The sequence below is a fragment of the Microbacterium sp. sgz311019 genome (genome assembly GCF_056135325.1).
Genome location: NZ_JBWAXO010000002.1, coordinates 93,710 through 108,729, shown reverse-complemented (window position 1 = coordinate 108,729; position 15,020 = coordinate 93,710). Strand labels below are relative to the sequence as shown.

The 15,020-nt window shown below is 68.6% G+C and carries 14 protein-coding genes and 1 tRNA gene; 6 read left to right on the top strand and 9 right to left on the bottom strand.

The window, feature by feature from the left end; all coding sequences use genetic code 11:
• The first annotated feature begins 64 nt into the window (after window positions 1-64).
• From pstC to pstB, 3 genes are read left to right on the top strand one after another with little or no spacing between them, the layout of a single operon-like run.
• Entirely contained in the window at window positions 65-1,093 is a 1,029-nt protein-coding gene (gene pstC / locus AC0NZN_RS03350) for a phosphate ABC transporter permease subunit PstC (protein ID WP_474590850.1), read from the top strand.
• Window positions 1,090-2,208, top strand: a complete 1,119-nt coding sequence (gene pstA / locus AC0NZN_RS03345; protein WP_474590849.1) for a phosphate ABC transporter permease PstA — start codon at window positions 1,090-1,092, stop codon at window positions 2,206-2,208. Before pstC ends, pstA begins: the two co-directional genes overlap by 4 nt.
• Before the next feature lie 16 nt (window positions 2,209-2,224).
• The gene (gene pstB / locus AC0NZN_RS03340) at window positions 2,225-3,004 is read left to right on the top strand and encodes a phosphate ABC transporter ATP-binding protein PstB (protein WP_474590848.1); all 780 of its coding nucleotides are present in this window, start codon (window positions 2,225-2,227) and stop codon (window positions 3,002-3,004) included.
• Window positions 3,005-3,073: 69 nt separating this feature from the next.
• Here pstB and AC0NZN_RS03335 read toward each other — a convergent pair whose 3' ends face one another.
• From AC0NZN_RS03335 to AC0NZN_RS03310, 6 genes are all read right to left on the bottom strand, one after another.
• Window positions 3,074-4,651 carry an alkaline phosphatase family protein gene (locus tag AC0NZN_RS03335; RefSeq protein ID WP_474590847.1) on the bottom strand — a complete coding sequence of 526 codons (1,578 nt, stop codon included), beginning with the start codon at window positions 4,649-4,651 and terminating at the stop codon, window positions 3,074-3,076.
• Between the two features lie 148 nt (window positions 4,652-4,799).
• Window positions 4,800-5,684 (bottom strand): aminodeoxychorismate lyase, encoded by an 885-nt coding sequence (locus AC0NZN_RS03330; protein WP_474590846.1) that lies wholly within the window; start codon window positions 5,682-5,684, stop codon window positions 4,800-4,802.
• Between the two features lie 219 nt (window positions 5,685-5,903).
• A complete protein-coding gene (locus AC0NZN_RS03325) occupies window positions 5,904-6,542 on the bottom strand; it encodes a DNA-directed RNA polymerase subunit beta (protein ID WP_474590845.1) in 639 nt (212 codons plus the stop codon).
• Between the two features lie 84 nt (window positions 6,543-6,626).
• Complete coding sequence (locus AC0NZN_RS03320; RefSeq protein ID WP_320941587.1) at window positions 6,627-7,037, bottom strand: VOC family protein; 411 nt, start codon at window positions 7,035-7,037, stop codon at window positions 6,627-6,629.
• Between the two features lie 10 nt (window positions 7,038-7,047).
• A complete protein-coding gene (locus tag AC0NZN_RS03315) occupies window positions 7,048-7,434 on the bottom strand; it encodes a helix-turn-helix transcriptional regulator (RefSeq protein WP_320944186.1) in 387 nt (128 codons plus the stop codon).
• A 107-nt stretch (window positions 7,435-7,541) separates the two neighbouring features.
• Entirely contained in the window at window positions 7,542-7,853 is a 312-nt protein-coding gene (locus AC0NZN_RS03310) for a hypothetical protein (protein WP_474590844.1), read from the bottom strand.
• Window positions 7,854-8,017: 164 nt separating this feature from the next.
• Between AC0NZN_RS03310 and AC0NZN_RS03305 the strand changes: the two genes are divergently transcribed.
• Window positions 8,018-8,089: transfer RNA gene (locus AC0NZN_RS03305), tRNA-Lys, on the top strand.
• Between the two features lie 54 nt (window positions 8,090-8,143).
• Here AC0NZN_RS03305 and AC0NZN_RS03300 read toward each other — a convergent pair.
• Window positions 8,144-8,734 carry a TetR/AcrR family transcriptional regulator gene (locus AC0NZN_RS03300; RefSeq protein ID WP_474590843.1) on the bottom strand — a complete coding sequence of 197 codons (591 nt, stop codon included), beginning with the start codon at window positions 8,732-8,734 and terminating at the stop codon, window positions 8,144-8,146.
• A gap of 104 nt (window positions 8,735-8,838) precedes the next feature.
• On the opposite strand from AC0NZN_RS03300, the gene AC0NZN_RS03295 reads away from it, so the two are divergent.
• Window positions 8,839-10,293: a DHA2 family efflux MFS transporter permease subunit gene (locus AC0NZN_RS03295; RefSeq protein ID WP_474590842.1), complete on the top strand. Its 1,455-nt coding sequence runs from the start codon at window positions 8,839-8,841 to the stop codon at window positions 10,291-10,293.
• Between the two features lie 27 nt (window positions 10,294-10,320).
• Here AC0NZN_RS03295 and AC0NZN_RS03290 read toward each other — a convergent pair whose 3' ends face one another.
• The gene (locus tag AC0NZN_RS03290) at window positions 10,321-11,127 is read right to left on the bottom strand and encodes a ZIP family metal transporter (protein ID WP_474590841.1); all 807 of its coding nucleotides are present in this window, start codon (window positions 11,125-11,127) and stop codon (window positions 10,321-10,323) included.
• 111 nt (window positions 11,128-11,238) lie between these two features.
• A complete protein-coding gene (locus AC0NZN_RS03285; RefSeq protein ID WP_474590840.1) occupies window positions 11,239-11,823 on the bottom strand; it encodes an isochorismatase family protein in 585 nt (194 codons plus the stop codon).
• 184 nt (window positions 11,824-12,007) lie between these two features.
• Between AC0NZN_RS03285 and AC0NZN_RS03280 the strand changes: the two genes are divergently transcribed.
• Window positions 12,008-14,911: an arylsulfatase gene (locus tag AC0NZN_RS03280; RefSeq protein ID WP_474590839.1), complete on the top strand. Its 2,904-nt coding sequence runs from the start codon at window positions 12,008-12,010 to the stop codon at window positions 14,909-14,911.
• The last annotated feature ends 109 nt before the right edge of the window (window positions 14,912-15,020 follow it).

The following is a 15,020-nucleotide window of genomic DNA, read 5'->3' as shown; positions in this document are numbered from 1 at the left end:
CGGGAGCATCGTCGCGACACTGAACCCGACAGGAAGATCCAGATGCGACTCGAGAAGGCCGTCCATGGCTGACACCGCGATCCGGCCACCGGCTCCCGCTGCCGATTTCCGCGCGCGCGGAAGTCGCCTGGGCGACCGCGTGTTCCTCGGACTCTCCGCCACCTCCGCGTCCCTGATCCTCGTGATCCTCGCGGGCGTGGCGATCTTCCTCATCATCCAGGGCATTCCGGCGATCACCGCGAACTGGCCCGCCACCAAGGAACTGGCGGCCATCCAGAACCCGGCCGGCACTCCGTGGCCGAGCTTCTGGGCGTATGTGGGCCCGCTCCTGTGGGGGAGCATCTTCTCGGGACTCATCGCGATCGTCCTCGGCGCACCGGTCGCGATCGGCATCGCGCTGTTCACCTCGCACTACGCGCCCCGCCGCATCGCCGGCGCACTCGGCTATATCGTCGACCTGCTCGCGGCCGTCCCGTCCATCGTCTTCGGCCTCTGGGGCATCATCGTCATCCGACCGCTGCTCCTGCCGCTCTCCGACTTCCTGAACACCTACCTCGGCTGGATTCCGCTCTTCGCGGGCCCGGTCTCCAGCACCGGCTCGACGATGCTCGCGGGCGGCGTCGTACTCGCCGTGATGATCCTGCCGATCGTGACCTCGATCACCCGCGAGATCTTCCTGCAGACGCCACGTCTCCATGAGGAGGCGGCTCTCGCGCTGGGCGCGACCCGCTGGGAGATGATCCGCCTCGCCGTGCTCCCGTACGCGCGCAGCGGCATCGTGTCGGCGACGCTGCTCGGCGTCGGCCGGGCGATCGGCGAGACGATGGCCTTCGCGCTGATCGTCTCCCCGTCGATCGGCTACTTCTGGACGATCCTCACCGAGGGATTCAACTCCCAGACGACCGCCGCCAACATCGTCAACAACTGGGGCGTCGCCACCGAGATCCAGCGCTCGGCGCTCATCGGCACCGGCCTCATGCTGTTCGTCATCTCGTTCGCCGTCAACTTCCTGGCGCGCTACATCATCTCCGCCAGCGGTCCGGACGCGAAGCGACGCGCCCGGAAGCCGAAGAAGGCAGGAAAGCCCGCATGAGCGCTCCCACCTCGACCACCTCCACGCGTCCTCCGACGAGCCGTCCAGCGGCGAGGAAGGACCTGACCGCCGGTCATCTCCCCCGCTTCATCGAGCCGATCCTGCTCGTGATCGTCGCGGCCGTCGTCGCGCTCGTGCTGTTCGTCATCACTCAGCACCTGAACATCGCGGTCTGGCTCGTCTTTACCGCGGTCGTCTACCTGATCGCCATCGGCATCAGTTCCTCGGTCGTGGAGAGCCGCCGCAAGGCCACTGATCGGGTTGTGCGCGGAGTCGTCACCTCGTTCTTCCTCCTCGCCCTCGCACCGCTGGTCTCCACCCTGTGGACGGTCATCAGCAAGGGCATCGGCATCCTGAGCTGGCAGTTCATCACCAGCGTCGGCGGGTCGAGCTTCAACCCGCAGACGCTGACGGTCACGTACACCCCGGGGGCGTGGCAGGCGATCGTCGGCACGTTCATCATCACCGGCATCGCGACGATCATCTCCGTCCCGATCGGCGTGCTGACGGCCGTCTTCCTGACCGAGTACTCGCTGCCGAGCAACCCCATGCGGCGCGCGATCACCTTCCTCGTGGACGTCATGACGGGCATCCCGTCGATCGTGGCCGGCTTGTTCGCCTTCTCACTGGCGACGGTGATCGTCGGGCCGAAGGCGTTCAGCGGGTTCTCGGCATCCATTGCCCTGTGCGTCCTGATGATCCCGATCGTCGTGCGGTCGACGGAGGAGATGATCCGGCTCGTCCCCTCCGATCTGCGCGAGGCCTCGCTGGCGCTCGGGGTCCCGAAGTCGAACACGATCCTTAAGGTCGTGCTGCGCACGGCGGCGAGCGGTATCGTGACCGGCATCGTCCTCGCCGTCGCGCGTGTCGTCGGCGAAACCGCTCCGATCTTCATCGCGGCGAGCTTCACCGACAACTTCAACGCCAATCCGTTCAGCGGGCCGATGCAGACCCTGCCGGTCATGGCGTACACCGGATGGGCCTTCCCCGGGAAGGACATCGCGGCCTCTCAGGCGCAGGCATGGGGTGCGGCGCTGCTGCTCGTCATCCTCGTCGTCATCTTCAACCTCATCGCCCGCCTCGTCGCGAAGATGTTCGCGCCGAAGGCCCGCTAAGCAAGGAAGGCACCCGGTGTCGAAAAGCATCGAAGTCAAGGATCTGAACGTCTACTACGGCGACTTCCTCGCCGTGGAGGGCGTCTCCATGGACATCGAACCGCGCAGCGTGACAGCCTTCATCGGACCGTCCGGCTGCGGCAAGTCCACATTCCTGCGCACGCTCAACCGCATGCACGAGGTCATCCCCGGCGCGCGTGTGGAGGGCGAGGTCCTCCTCGACGGCGACGACCTGTACGGCGCGAACGTCGACCCGGTCGCCGTCCGCCGCGACGTCGGCATGGTGTTCCAGCGCCCGAACCCGTTCCCCACGATGTCGATCCGCGACAACGTGCTCGCGGGTGTGCGACTGAACTCCAAGCGCATAGCGAAGTCCGACGCCGACGCCCTCGTCGAGAAATCCCTCAAGGGCGCGAACCTCTGGAACGAGGTCAAGGACCGCCTCGAGAAGCCGGGCGCCGGCCTCTCCGGCGGCCAGCAGCAGCGGCTGTGCATCGCACGTGCGATCGCCGTCTCGCCCGATGTGCTCCTCATGGACGAGCCGTGCTCGGCCCTCGACCCGATCTCGACCTACGCGATCGAGGAGCTGATCGAGGAACTCAAGGAGCAGTACACGATCGTCATCGTGACGCACAACATGCAGCAGGCATCCCGCGTCTCGGACAGGACGGCGTTCTTCAACATCGCCGGCACCGGTAAGCCCGGAAAGCTCATCGAGTACGGCGACACCCGCACGATCTTCACGACGCCCACGGTGCAGGCGACGGAGGACTACGTGTCGGGCCGCTTCGGGTGATCGCTCGGGGCCGTTCGTGACGGATGCCCCTCGGCCGATGGCCGAGGGGCATCACTGTCCCCAGCAGAACTAGCCGTCGAGTCCGATCCGGATCCCGGCGAACAGCGGGTTCACCTTCGCGTCACGCGTGCTGAGCGGGGCGAGGTGGTAGGACTTCTCGATCGTCGCGAGGATCGAAGTCGTGTCGTACTGCGTGTGGTCGACACCGGATGCCGCGAACTTCGCGCTCACGAGGAGAGCGGGGATGCGGGTTCCCGGGCCCCACTTGTCGACGATGGGCGGTGCGACGTGATCGGCCTGGCCGCCGAACTCGTCGTAGGTCACGACGACGAGCGTGCTCCTCGCGTCCGGCCCCGTCGTGATCGTCTTCAGCAGGTCCACCAGGTGGTCGCTGCCGTCCGGCTCGCTCGCGTATCCGGGGTGCTCGTTCTCCTCGCCGTACGGCTTGACGAAGCTGACGGTGGGCAGGGTGCCGTTCTTCGCCGAAGCGATGAAGTCCGTCTCATCCTGCAGGTGGTCGCGGCCGGGCTGACCGGGCGCGTAGGCGGCGAAGTAGTTGAACGGCTGGTGGTGGTACTGGAAGAGCGGGCCCGGGGTGCTTCCTGGCGCCGTCGCTTGGGCCCAGCCGCCCGAGTACCACTTCCACGAGATGCCCGCGGCCGTCATCCGGTCGCCGATGTTCGGGTACTTGGTGTCGTCGATGAGGGGCAGCTGGGCGCCGCCTCCGTGCGGTGCCGACGACGGCTGGATCGTGTTGACGGCGAAGTTTCCGCACGCTGCGGGGTAGTCGTTGCCGCCGTTCGGGCACGCCACCGTCCACTGCGTGTTCTTCACCGGACCCGTGGGCGTGTACTGCGGGTACTTCGCCGGCATGCCGTTGCTGTCGAGGACCGAGTTGTTGACGCTCGGCGTCGTGTCCAACGGCGTCCGTGCGGCGATCAGCCACTGGTGGTTGAGGAAGGAGCCCCCGAACGCCGCCTGGAAGAAGTCGTCGGCGAGCACGTAGTTCGGGGCGCCCGCGCTGTGCAGGTACTGGTAGATCGGCAGCTTGGTGGTGTCGTACTGCCCCTGGGTGAGCCCCACGGCATCGGAACCGGTCGTGTACCGGTTCATCAGGCCGCCGTTCTGCTGGTACTGCTCCTCGTAGAAGCGGTGCACCAGGTCACGGGTGCAGCCACCCGGCAAGCCGGTTCCCTTCAGAACACCGCTTGGCGCGAAGACGCCCGGGACGGGGCACGTCGTGTCGGTCGGCGCGATGTAGTCGTCGATCGTGAAGGTGTGGTTCGTGAAGGCGCTCGCGATGCCGTGCGCCGCATCCGTGCAGCTCGCAGCGAGCGGCGGGGACGTGAGGTTCACGTCGACCTGTGGCAGGCAGCCGTAGGTGGATCCGTCCTGCGCGACCTGCGGGACGCTCTGGGTGCCGTTGACCTCCTGGCCGTTCACCGACCCCCACCCGCCGTACAGGTTGTCGAACGAATGGTTCTCCTCGTAGATCACGACGAGGTGCTTGAACCCGCCGGGAATGGTCGAAGGCTGGCCGTTGCCGGAGGATCCTCCAGCGTCGCCGACAGCGGCCGCCGCCGGCATGACGGCACCCGCCAGCGCGAGCGCGGCGATCGTGGCGAGGACGGTGAAACGCTTGGACACGGGACGGCCTCCTGAGGGTGGGTCCTGGGCGACGGCATCAGCGCCGTGCGTCCGCTGGTCGCTTCTCTGCGAAACGTCGTGGCGATCGCCGAGATTACGCCGAGGCACCCACCGGGGCAAGGGGGTGTCGCCGGTCGGTTCCGACGCGTCAGTCGCGCGGGCTCAGGAGGTAGTCGTTCAGTGCCGCGGTGAGCGTGGCGTCGACGGCGAGAGGCCGGCCGTCGATGCTCCGGATGGGGGCCGCGAGCCGCACGCTCGACACCAGCCACGCGGCATCCACATGTTCCAGCTCGGCCGCGGGGATGGACTCGTACGCCGTCTCGAACCCGAGTTGCTCGAGACGGTCGAAGAGGCTCAGCTGGGTCGTGCCGTGCAGGATGCCGGCCCCCGGCGCCGGCGTCGTGAACCGGTCGCCCCTGCGCAGGATGACCGACGACGTCGGGCCCTCGAGCACGATCCCGTCCGACGACACGAAGATCGCGTCATCCGCCCCGCGACGGTGCGCTTCGCGGATCGCAGCCATGTTGACGGCGTACGAGAGGGTCTTGGCTCCGAGGAGCAGCCACGGCGCGCGATCGGGCGCCCCGCTGTCCAGTCCACGGTCGAGCGTGACGACATGGATGCCGTCCGTGCGGGCGGAGCGGAAGTCCGCGGCTTCGGTCGCCGTCACCCACGCGGTCGGAGCCGGGCCGTGCTCGATGCCCCGGCTCAGGATGAGCTTGATCACCGACTCCCCCGCGGGACACTCGGCCGCCGCACGCGCGACGGCCTGCTGCCACTGCAGCCGATGCGGCACCGGAAGGTCGCAGAGTCCGGCGGAGTGCGCCAGACGCTCGAGGTGAGGGGTGACCTCCTGGGCATGCCCGTCGACGACGCCGATCGACTCGAAGATGCCGTCGCCGCGCTGCGTGCTGAGCTCGCCGACGCTGAGCGCCGGGGCCGCCGGGTCGACGACGGTGAACGTCTCGGAGAAATCGGTGCGGGAATCGTCGGATGCCGCGGGCTGGATCATGAGCGCGAAACGCCAGGTCATGACTTCGAGCCTAGGGCGGGAATGCGCCGGGCCACCGGTCCGTTAGACTGTAGCGGCCGGGCCGCAGTAACCCCGGGCTCCATCTTCTGCCGCTCCGAGCGGCCTTGCGCCGAGAGGCGTTCTGCGGCCCGGCATTATTCTTGCCCTCCCCCGGGAGGCCTCAGCGGCGGAGCGGCAGGAGCGTCGCCGCTCTGTGCGGCCCGCCCTGCTGTGTTCGCGTCAGGTGAGGGAGTCCCGCCGCCAGAGGGCGGCGCACGACGTGAGGTCCTCCGCGTACGTCGAGAGCCGCAGAGCGCGCGTGGTGAGCGTCGAGGCGCGCTCCGGCTCGGTCGGCTCGTAGTCGTCGGCCAGGTGCGTCGCGCCCCCGGCCTGCACACGGCAGAACGCCGCCGCGCGGTCGAGGGCGACGGCGAAGTCGCCGTCGAAGAGTCCGCGCATGATCATGTCGATGAGCGCGACCAGCTCGTCCGGCCCCGCGGGACTGGGAGCGCCCGCGATCACCTCGTCCGCGGATCTCAGCTCCGCGCGGCCGCGGGCGTAGAGCAGGGCGGCGGTGTGGGGATCGTCGTGGATCATGAGCTGGAGCAGGTACAGCCGCCACAGCGCACCGGGAAGGGACCGGGCGGGCGAGCGCGACCACAGCTCGGCGATGTCGTCGATCCCGTGCTCGGTGGTGTACGACACGAGCCGCTCGACGGTCCCCGCATCCGGATCCGCCCGGACACGCGCCAGCAGGGCCGCCGCCGTCGAATGCGCGACCCGCGACACCTCGGCGGGGTCGTCGGCGGCGAACAGCCGATCGAAGAGCTCGGCAGGACGCCGAACCGGCTTGTGGTACTCCCGGGATGGATCTGTCATCCGCTCCAGGGTACCGGCGGGCTCGGGTCACGCGGCCGAACACCCGCCCTCCGCGCACGGAGGACGGGCGCGAAGCCGCGGCGGTCAGGCGGCCTGGTTGATGCGGATGTGGTTGCCCGCAGGGTCACGGAACGCGCAGTCGCGCGGCCCCCAGGGCTGGACCTTGGGCTCCTGCAGCACCTCGGCGCCGGCCGCGCGCACGCGCTCGAACGTCGCGTCGAGGTCTGTCGTGTTGAACACGATCGGCCCGGGGCCCGACCCCTTGACGACGAGGCGCTGCAGCGCGTCGCCGTCCTCCGGCGAGCGCCCGGCGCCGGGGTCGGAGAGAACGAGCATGAGACCGGGCTGGCCCGAGAAGCCGAGCGACACCCAGCGGTGGCCGTCCGAGGAGACGTCGTTGACGAGCTCGAGCCCGAGCGCATCGCGGTAGAAGTCGATCGCCGCGTCGACGTCGTCGACCGTCAGCGGGCTGTAGGAGAGGCTGATGTCTGTCATGCCCGCAACGCTACGAGGATGCGGACACGGATGCTTCTCCGATCCTGCTCAGCCCGAACGGCATCGGCCGCGTCAGCACCATCGCCATGCATGACGGCATCGCCTCCACGGCCTCGTGGGGGCGCGCACGATAGGCGCTGGGCGTCTCCCCGACCAGCCGCGTGAAAGTCGAGCTGAACGAGCCGAGGGAGGTCGCACCGACCGCGGTGCATGCATCCGTCACGCTCATCCCGTCGCGCAGCAGCGCCATCGCGCGCTCGATGCGCCGTGTCATCAGGTACGCGTAGGGCGTCTCGCCGTACGCGGTCTTGAACTCACGGCTGAAGTGCGCCGGCGACATCAGCGCCGCAGCGGCCATGGTCGGGACATCGAGCGGGTCGGCGTACTGCCGGTCCATGAGGTCGCGGGCCCGTCGCAAGAAGCGCAGGGTCTCGACTGACTGCGGCGGATTCCCCGGGGACGCTGAATCGGATGCCACCTTCCGAGCGTAACCGGCGCGGCAGATCATGTGTCCACCCGGGGAGCGCGCATGGCACGAGAGCGCCAGTTGTCTCCCCCGCGCTCGAGGGTCACGATCGCGTGGCAGTTCCGGCAGCGCACATCGCACTTCGCGATCTCCTCTTCGAGCCGCGCACGTCCATGGCCGTCCGCCACCAGCCGCATGACATCAGCGCTCTTGACACTGCCCGGCCGATGGTCGAAGTCGAGGACGCGGAGGTCGCCGTTCCCGCAGTCCACGCACGGGTGCTCGCGCAGGTACGTCGTCAGGAACACTTTCGACTCGGCCCGGCGCTTCGCAGTGCGCTCGGCGATCACGCGAACATGTTTCTCACGGTTCTGTGCGTAGTACCGGCGGGATGCCGCGCGGTTGCACTCACGGCAGACCTCTTGAAGGCCGTCCGGGCGGGCGGCCTTTCGGTTGAACCCGGTCAGTGGCTTAGACTCCTGACAGGTGCCGCACACCTTTTCGGGTGCTGCCGGCCCCCGTAGCTCAGAGGCAGAGCAACCGGCTTTTAACCGGTGGGTCGAGATATCGTAATTCTCCGGGGGCACACGTCTGTTCTAACCGGCACCACTGACATGCGTCGGCGATTCGAACATCTCCCCTACGCGTTGAGCTCCTCGAGGACGACGGAGAGCTCGTCGCCGAAGGCGCATTCGAGCAGCTCCTCCACGTTGCGGCCGTGCTTGAGTTCGAGCGGGAGGCCCGACGCGATCAGGGTGTTGATCAGCATGCCCTGGGCCATGAAGGCCATGGCCTCCTCGGCGGGCATCACGTCGCGCAGCCGGTCGTAGATCCGCATGAAGCCCGCGCGGGCGACAGGCCCGATGCCCGCGTCGTGGCCGAGGATGAATCCCTGCATGAGCGAGAGCAGCACGCCGCGGTCGGTCTTGACGAGCGAGACGTACGCGTCGCCGATGAACGGTCGGAAGTCCTCCGTGCCCTCCGGAGCCGCCGCGATCGCGGCGTTGAAGGCGAGCAGGATGCGCGCGCACGTGCGCTGCAGCACATCGATGAAGAGCTGCTCCTTCGACCCGAAGAGCCGGAGCACGTAGGGCTGGCTGATCCCGGCCTGGCGCGCGATGCGGTCGGTCGTGGCGCCGGCGTACCCCTGCTCGCCGAAGACGCTCGCGGCCGCCTCGAGGATCTGCTCGCGCCGCTCCGTCGCGGGGATGCGGTCCGATGTGGAAGCCATGCTTGACATGTTATCAGTCGATAGCTACATTCGTCCAAGTAAGTAATCAGTCAATTACCACAACCTTCATCGCATCCCGTGATCACCCTGACGAAAGGCTCGTCATGTCACCCTCCGCCCGCCGCATCCCGGTCTGGATCGCCGTGGTCGCGGCATCCCTCCCGATGTTCATGTCGACGCTCGACAACCTCGTCGTGACCAACGCTCTGCCCGCGATGCGCGCCGACCTCGGCGCATCCATCGAGCAGCTCCAGTGGTTCGTGAACGCGTTCACGCTCGCCTTCGCGTCGTTCATCCTCGTGGCCGCCGCCCTGGGCGACCGGCTCGGCCGCCGCACGGTGTTCCTCGTGGGGATCGCGGTGTTCGCCGGTGGCAGCATCCTCGCCGCGCTCAGCACGACGCCCGAGATGGTGATCGCCAGCCGCGCGATCCAGGGCCTCGGCGCTGCCGGAGTCATGCCACTGTCGCTGACGCTCCTCGCCGGGAGCGTGCCGGCGCGTCTGCGACCCGCGATGATCGGCATCTGGGGCGGTGTCGCCGGTCTCGGCGTCGCACTCGGACCCCTCATCGGCGGAGCAGTGGTCGAGGGCTGGAACTGGCAGGCGATCTTCTGGATCAATGTCCCCGTGGCGGTCATCGCCCTCCCCCTCGCGCTCCTGGCGCTGCCGAACAGCCGGGGCGCGCGCGTCGGCATCGACATCCTCGGTGTGCTCCTCGCGGGACTCGGCGTGCTCGCGGTCGTCTACGGCATCGTGCGCGGCAACGACGCGGGCTGGGACAGCCTCGAGATCGTCGGCTCGCTGAGCATCGGCGCGCTGCTGCTCATCGGCTTCGTCCTGTGGGAGCTGCGCGCCCCCGCACCGCTCCTCCCCCTGCGGCTTTTCCGCGACCGCAGCTTCACGGTGGCGAACATCGTGGGACTCGCGTTCAGCTTCGGGATGTTCGGGTCGGTGTTCATCCTCATCCAGTTCCTCCAGGTGGTGCAGGGCGCCTCGCCGCTGCAGGCCGGGCTGCAGACCATGCCCTGGACCCTCGCCCCGATGTTCATCGCCCCCCTCGCGGGCTTCCTCGCCCCCCGGATCGGCACTCGGGCCCTCATGGTCACCGGCCTGACGATGCAGACGGCCGCCCTCACGTGGATGGCCCTCGTCATGAGCGCGGATGTCGCGTACCTGGAGCTCGTACCGCCGTTCCTGCTCGCCGGGGTCGGGATGGCGCTGGTGTTCGCGCCGATGTCGACGGCGGTGCTCGCCCACATGCCGGAGGTCGATCACGCGAAGGCGACCGGCACCAACTCGACGCTGCGCGAGGTCGGCACTGCATTGGGGGTCGCCGCGCTCACCGCGGTCTTCCTGGGCGCGGGCGGCCAGCTGACCCCGACGGGATACGTGGATGCGGCGGCGCCCGCGATCCTCACCGGAGCGGCCGTGCTGGGCCTCGGCGCGATCGCGGCGCTCTTCCTGCCCGCAGGCCGCGGCACGGCCGTGGTGCACGATGCGGGAGTGGACGAGGCAGAGGCCGGGTCTCCCTCCGTCCAGGAGCCGGTCGCAATCGGCTGAACGGACCGGCCGCGGGACCGTCGGGTCTCAGGCGCCGCCGGCGGTGACGATCGCGTCGGTGACGAAGCCCGCGAGCAGGCCGATGAGCACGCCGTAGGCCACGAGATCGCCGCGGCGGGCTCGCATCCCGATCCCGATCATCTGCAGGACGACGTAAAGGATCGAGCCGGCCGCCAGCGTGAGGAACAGCACGCTGACGACGTCGCTGATGAAGAATGTGCCGACCCACGTGCCGAGAACGGTGGGGCCGCCGCCGATGAGCGCGAGGAGCAGCAGCAGCGCCCACGAGGGGATGCGACGGTGCCCGTGCTCGTCGACGTCGGCGGCAAGGGGTGCGACGATGCCGAAGCCCTCCGTGGCGTTGTGCAGGGCGAAGCCGATCACGAGCACGATGGCCAGCTGCAGCTCGCCGGATGCGGCGGACTGGCCGATGGCGAGGCCCTCCGCGAAGTTGTGGAGGCCGATCCCGACGGCGATCATCAGCGCCAGGCGACGCGGCGACAGATGCTCGTCTCCGGAGCGGCGCACCATCCAGCGCTCGTACCAGGTGAGCCCGAGAAGCCCGATCGCGAGGCCGCCCGCGAACAGCACCCCGAGCCCGAGGACGGATCCCACATCGCCCTTGCCCCCGTGCAGGTCGCCGAGTCCCGCGTCGATCGGCTCCCACGCGTGTGCGAGGACATCCCAGAAGATGAAGAGCAGGATGCCGGCCGCGATCGCGTTCAGCATCGTCCGCAGGCTCGGCGCAGTGGAGCGCATGCGGCCGAGCGGCATTCCGAGGACGATCGTCGCGCCGGCGACGAAGCCGAGCAGCAGGACGGCGGGCAGGGGCATACACGCTCCGATCGGGGGTTAGGCGAGCCTCAGCTTACTGGGTGCGCAGATGTGCCCCTGACGGGCTGCATCCAGCTTGAGACCACCGTCCGCAGTCGGAAGGCGTCGAACTCAGGCGGGTTCTGAAGAGCTGACGAGCTCTGCCCCCGCATGCGCGAGCTCCGCGAGGGCCGCCTCGCTCGACGCGGGTGCGACGCCCGCGACGAGGTCGGTGAGGATGCGGACGTGCCTGCCGTGCGAGATCGCATCGAGCGCCGAGGCGCGCACGCAGTAGTCCGTCGCGAGGCCCGTGACATCCACATCCACGATGCCGTGCGCATCAAGAAGCTGCTCCACGGTCTCGCCGGCATCGGTGACGCCCTCGAACAGGGAGTAGGCCGGCTTTCCCTGACCCTTCTTGACGTGATGCGTCACGGCGGCCGTATCCAGTTCGGGGTCGTACTCAGCGCCCGCCGTCCCGGCGACGCAGTGGACCGGCCACGAGTCGACGAGATCCGGCGTCTCCGAGAAGTGCCCGCCATTGTCGTTGGTCGCGTCGTGCCAGTCCCGGGACGCGATGATGAGGGCGTAATCGCCCGAATGCCCCCTCAGGAAGTGTGAGATCCCGGCCGCGACGGCATCGCCGCCCACGACCGCGAGCGCACCCCCCTCGGTGAAGTCGTTCTGCACGTCGACGATGAACAGCGCCTTGCCCATACCTCGAGGGTAGGCCCGCAGAGGCCGATGCGGCCATCCTGTCTCGTTGCGGGCACCGCCCGCCGCGGCTCCGACGTCCACCCCACAGCGCGCGGGACTTTCGCCCCTGATGCCGGAGGACGTTTCGCGCTGAGATGTCTTCCGCGCGTGCGGATCGGCCGCCGAGGACGAGAGGGATTGGACCATGTCTGACACGCAGATGCTGCTCGTGGCGGGCTACCGCGATGTCGAGGTGGCCGAGACCGAGTTCCGAAGTCTTGCGGACAAGGTGCGAGCCAAGGAACTGCCGAGCCAGGGGATGATCCTCGTCGGGAGGGATGCCGACGGCAAGCCTCGACTGATGGACATCGGCAACCACGTCGGTCGTCGCGGGGCGGCCTGGGGCGGTGGCGCGGGCGTCCTGGTGGGGCTGCTCGCCCCACCCATGCTGGGTGCGGCGGCGGTGGGCGCAGCCGCGGGGGCCTTGGTCGGCCACTTCGCCGGCCACAAGCTGACCGCGACCATTCAGGAGCAGGTGGGGGCGGCGCTGAAGGCGGGCACGGCCGTGATCATCGGCGTGTTCCCGGCCGCCTCTCGCCTCGACGTCGAGCGAGCCCTTCCCGGCTCGCTCCTCACCTCGGTGGTCGAGAGCGACGAACGCGGTATCGATGAGCTGAAGGCCAAGCTGGCCGAGGCGATGGGCAACATCAGTCCCGATCGCAGCGTGCTGCCCATCCCTGACCGCCGCTTCAGCGGCGTCGCGGGTCGGACGATCGACGAGTCCATGGGCGACTGGAGCATCGTGGCTCCGCCGAAAGCACCCGAGGGCGCCCCGAACATCCTCCTCGTCCTCATCGACGACGCGGGCTTCGGGGGACCCGACACCTTCGGCGGCAGCATCCGTACGCCGAACCTCACCCGCGTGCAGCAGCAGGGCATCACCTACAACCGGTTCCACGTGACCGCAGTCTGCTCACCGACCCGCGCTGCGATGCTGACCGGTCGCAACCACCACCGAGTGGGCATGGGCGGGATCGCCGAGTTCCCTGCGCCATTCCCCGGATACACCGGGATCCGCCCCCGTTCGTGCACGGCACTGCCGCGGATCCTCAAGGAGAACGGCTACATCACCGGCGGGTTCGGCAAGTGGCACATGACGCCGGGGCACGACATGGGTGCAGCAGGCTCGTTCGACCACTGGCCGACGGGATGGGGGTTCGACCATTGGTGGGGCTTCCTGACGGGGGCCGCGGGCCAGTACGACCCGATCATCACGCAGGACAACTCGACCCTCGGCGTTCCGGAGGGCCGGGACGGGGAGCTGTACTACTTCCCCGACGACATCACCGACAAGGCGGTCGAGTGGCTGCACGCGGTCCGCGCGCAGGATGCCGAGAAGCCCTGGTTCGTCTACTACTCGACCGGCGCGACCCATGCCCCCCACCATGTCGCGAAGGAGTGGGCGGACAAGTACGAGGGTCAGTTCGACGACGGCTGGGATGCGTACCGCGAGAAGACCCTCGAACGGCAGAAGAGGCTCGGCATCGTCCCGGCCGACACCGAACTCACCGAACGCCCCGCGGCGTACCCCGCCTGGGACAGTCTGACGGATGCGGAGCGCAAGCTGTACGCCCGCCAGATGGAGGTCTTCGCCGGGTACTCGGAGAACGCCGACTGGAACGTCGGCCGGATGCTCGATGCGGTGGAGGAGATGGGCGAGCTCGACAACACCCTGGTCATCTACATCTGGGGCGACAACGGTGCCTCGATGGAGGGCACCGTGACCGGCTCGTTCAACGAGACCACGTTCTTCAACGGCGTGGTCCTCGACGCCGAGGAGCAGTTCGCGATGATCGACAAGTACGGCGGCCTGGAAGAGCTCGGCGGCTTCCACACCGCCCCGCACTTTGCGGCGGCCTGGGCGCACGCGAACAACGCGCCCTACCAATGGGGCAAGCAGATGGCCAGCCACCTCGGCGGGACGCGCGACCCGATGGTCGTCTCGTGGCCGCAGAGGATCGCCGGGGGTGGTGACCTGCGGACACAGTTCACCCACTGCATCGATATCGTCCCCACGATCCTCGACGTCATCGGACTGCCGGAGCCCACCATCGTGGACGGGATCGAGCAGGAGCCGATGGACGGCACCAGCTTCGCCTACACCTTCGACGCGCCGGAGGCCGCCGAGCGGCATACGGTCCAGTACTTCGAGATGTACGGCAGTCGCGCGATCTACAAGGACGGCTGGTGGGCCTGCACCAAGCTCGACAAGCTGCCCTGGGACTTCTCACCGGCCACGCTCTCGAGGTTCGGCCCCGGCAGCGGCTGGGACCCGGGCCAGGATCGCTGGGAGCTCTACTACCTGCCGGAGGACTTCTCCCAAGCCCACGATCTGGCGGCCGACAATCCCGACAAGGTCTCGGAACTGGTCCGGCTCTTCTGGGCCGAGGCCGAGCGCAACCGCGTCCTGCCCCTCCTGGGCGGGTTCGCGGTGTTCTTCGGGATCCTTCCCCCGATGCCGACCCAGACCCGGTTCGCATTCGCCGGGGACGTCCAGAACATCCAGACCACGCAGATCCCGCGGATCATCGGTCGCTCGTATGCCATCGAGGCGGACGTGCACGTGCCCGAAGAGGGCGCCGAGGGCGTGCTCGTCGCCTTCGCCGACTTCATCGGCGGGTTCGCCCTGTGGGTCGACGGGAACGGGCTGCTGAACCATACGTACCAGTACCTCGGCATCGACACCTACCGGCAGACGTCGACGGAGCCGATCCCCACAGGCGACGTCACACTCAAGATGCTGTTCGACGCCGACAGGATGACCCCGGGCACCGGCGGGCACGTCACGCTGTGGGCTGACGACCGGCAGATCGGGGAGGGAGAGATCCCGCGCACGGTCTCCCTGATCTTCACCACATACGCGGGGATGGACATCTCGCGGGACAACGGCGGCGTCGTCGACCTCGATTACGAGGATCGGGCGCCCTACGCCTTCACCGGCACCGTCCGCAACGTCGTCTTCGACCTCGCGCCCCACGCCCACGACGACGACCTCGCCCTGCACGAGGCCACCGCCCAGGCGGCACTCGCCCACGGGGCAGCCGGCTGACGAGCCTCCGCGCGGGGGCTGAGGGCGCCTCTCGTTCGACACCGACGCGTCGACCGGCACGGAGATCTCGCGCTGTCCGCCGACAGTGCGGGATGACGACGAAGCCCCC

Bases quoted from the DNA above. Each gene is read 5' to 3' on its own strand.
- pstC (WP_474590850.1), top strand. From the start codon at position 65: ATGGCTGACACCGCGATCCGGCCACCGGCTCCCGCTGCCGATTTCCGC.
- pstA (WP_474590849.1), top strand. From the start codon at position 1,090: ATGAGCGCTCCCACCTCGACCACCTCCACGCGTCCTCCGACGAGCCGT.
- AC0NZN_RS03330 (WP_474590846.1), bottom strand. From the start codon at position 5,684: ATGACCTGGCGTTTCGCGCTCATGATCCAGCCCGCGGCATCCGACGAT.
- AC0NZN_RS03325 (WP_474590845.1), bottom strand. From the start codon at position 6,542: ATGACAGATCCATCCCGGGAGTACCACAAGCCGGTTCGGCGTCCTGCC.
- AC0NZN_RS03320 (WP_320941587.1), bottom strand. From the start codon at position 7,037: ATGACAGACATCAGCCTCTCCTACAGCCCGCTGACGGTCGACGACGTC.
- AC0NZN_RS03315 (WP_320944186.1), bottom strand. From the start codon at position 7,434: ATGGACCGGCAGTACGCCGACCCGCTCGATGTCCCGACCATGGCCGCT.
- AC0NZN_RS03300 (WP_474590843.1), bottom strand. From the start codon at position 8,734: ATGGCTTCCACATCGGACCGCATCCCCGCGACGGAGCGGCGCGAGCAG.
- AC0NZN_RS03295 (WP_474590842.1), top strand. From the start codon at position 8,839: ATGTCACCCTCCGCCCGCCGCATCCCGGTCTGGATCGCCGTGGTCGCG.
- AC0NZN_RS03290 (WP_474590841.1), bottom strand. From the start codon at position 11,127: ATGCCCCTGCCCGCCGTCCTGCTGCTCGGCTTCGTCGCCGGCGCGACG.
- AC0NZN_RS03285 (WP_474590840.1), bottom strand. From the start codon at position 11,823: ATGGGCAAGGCGCTGTTCATCGTCGACGTGCAGAACGACTTCACCGAG.
- AC0NZN_RS03280 (WP_474590839.1), top strand. From the start codon at position 12,008: ATGTCTGACACGCAGATGCTGCTCGTGGCGGGCTACCGCGATGTCGAG.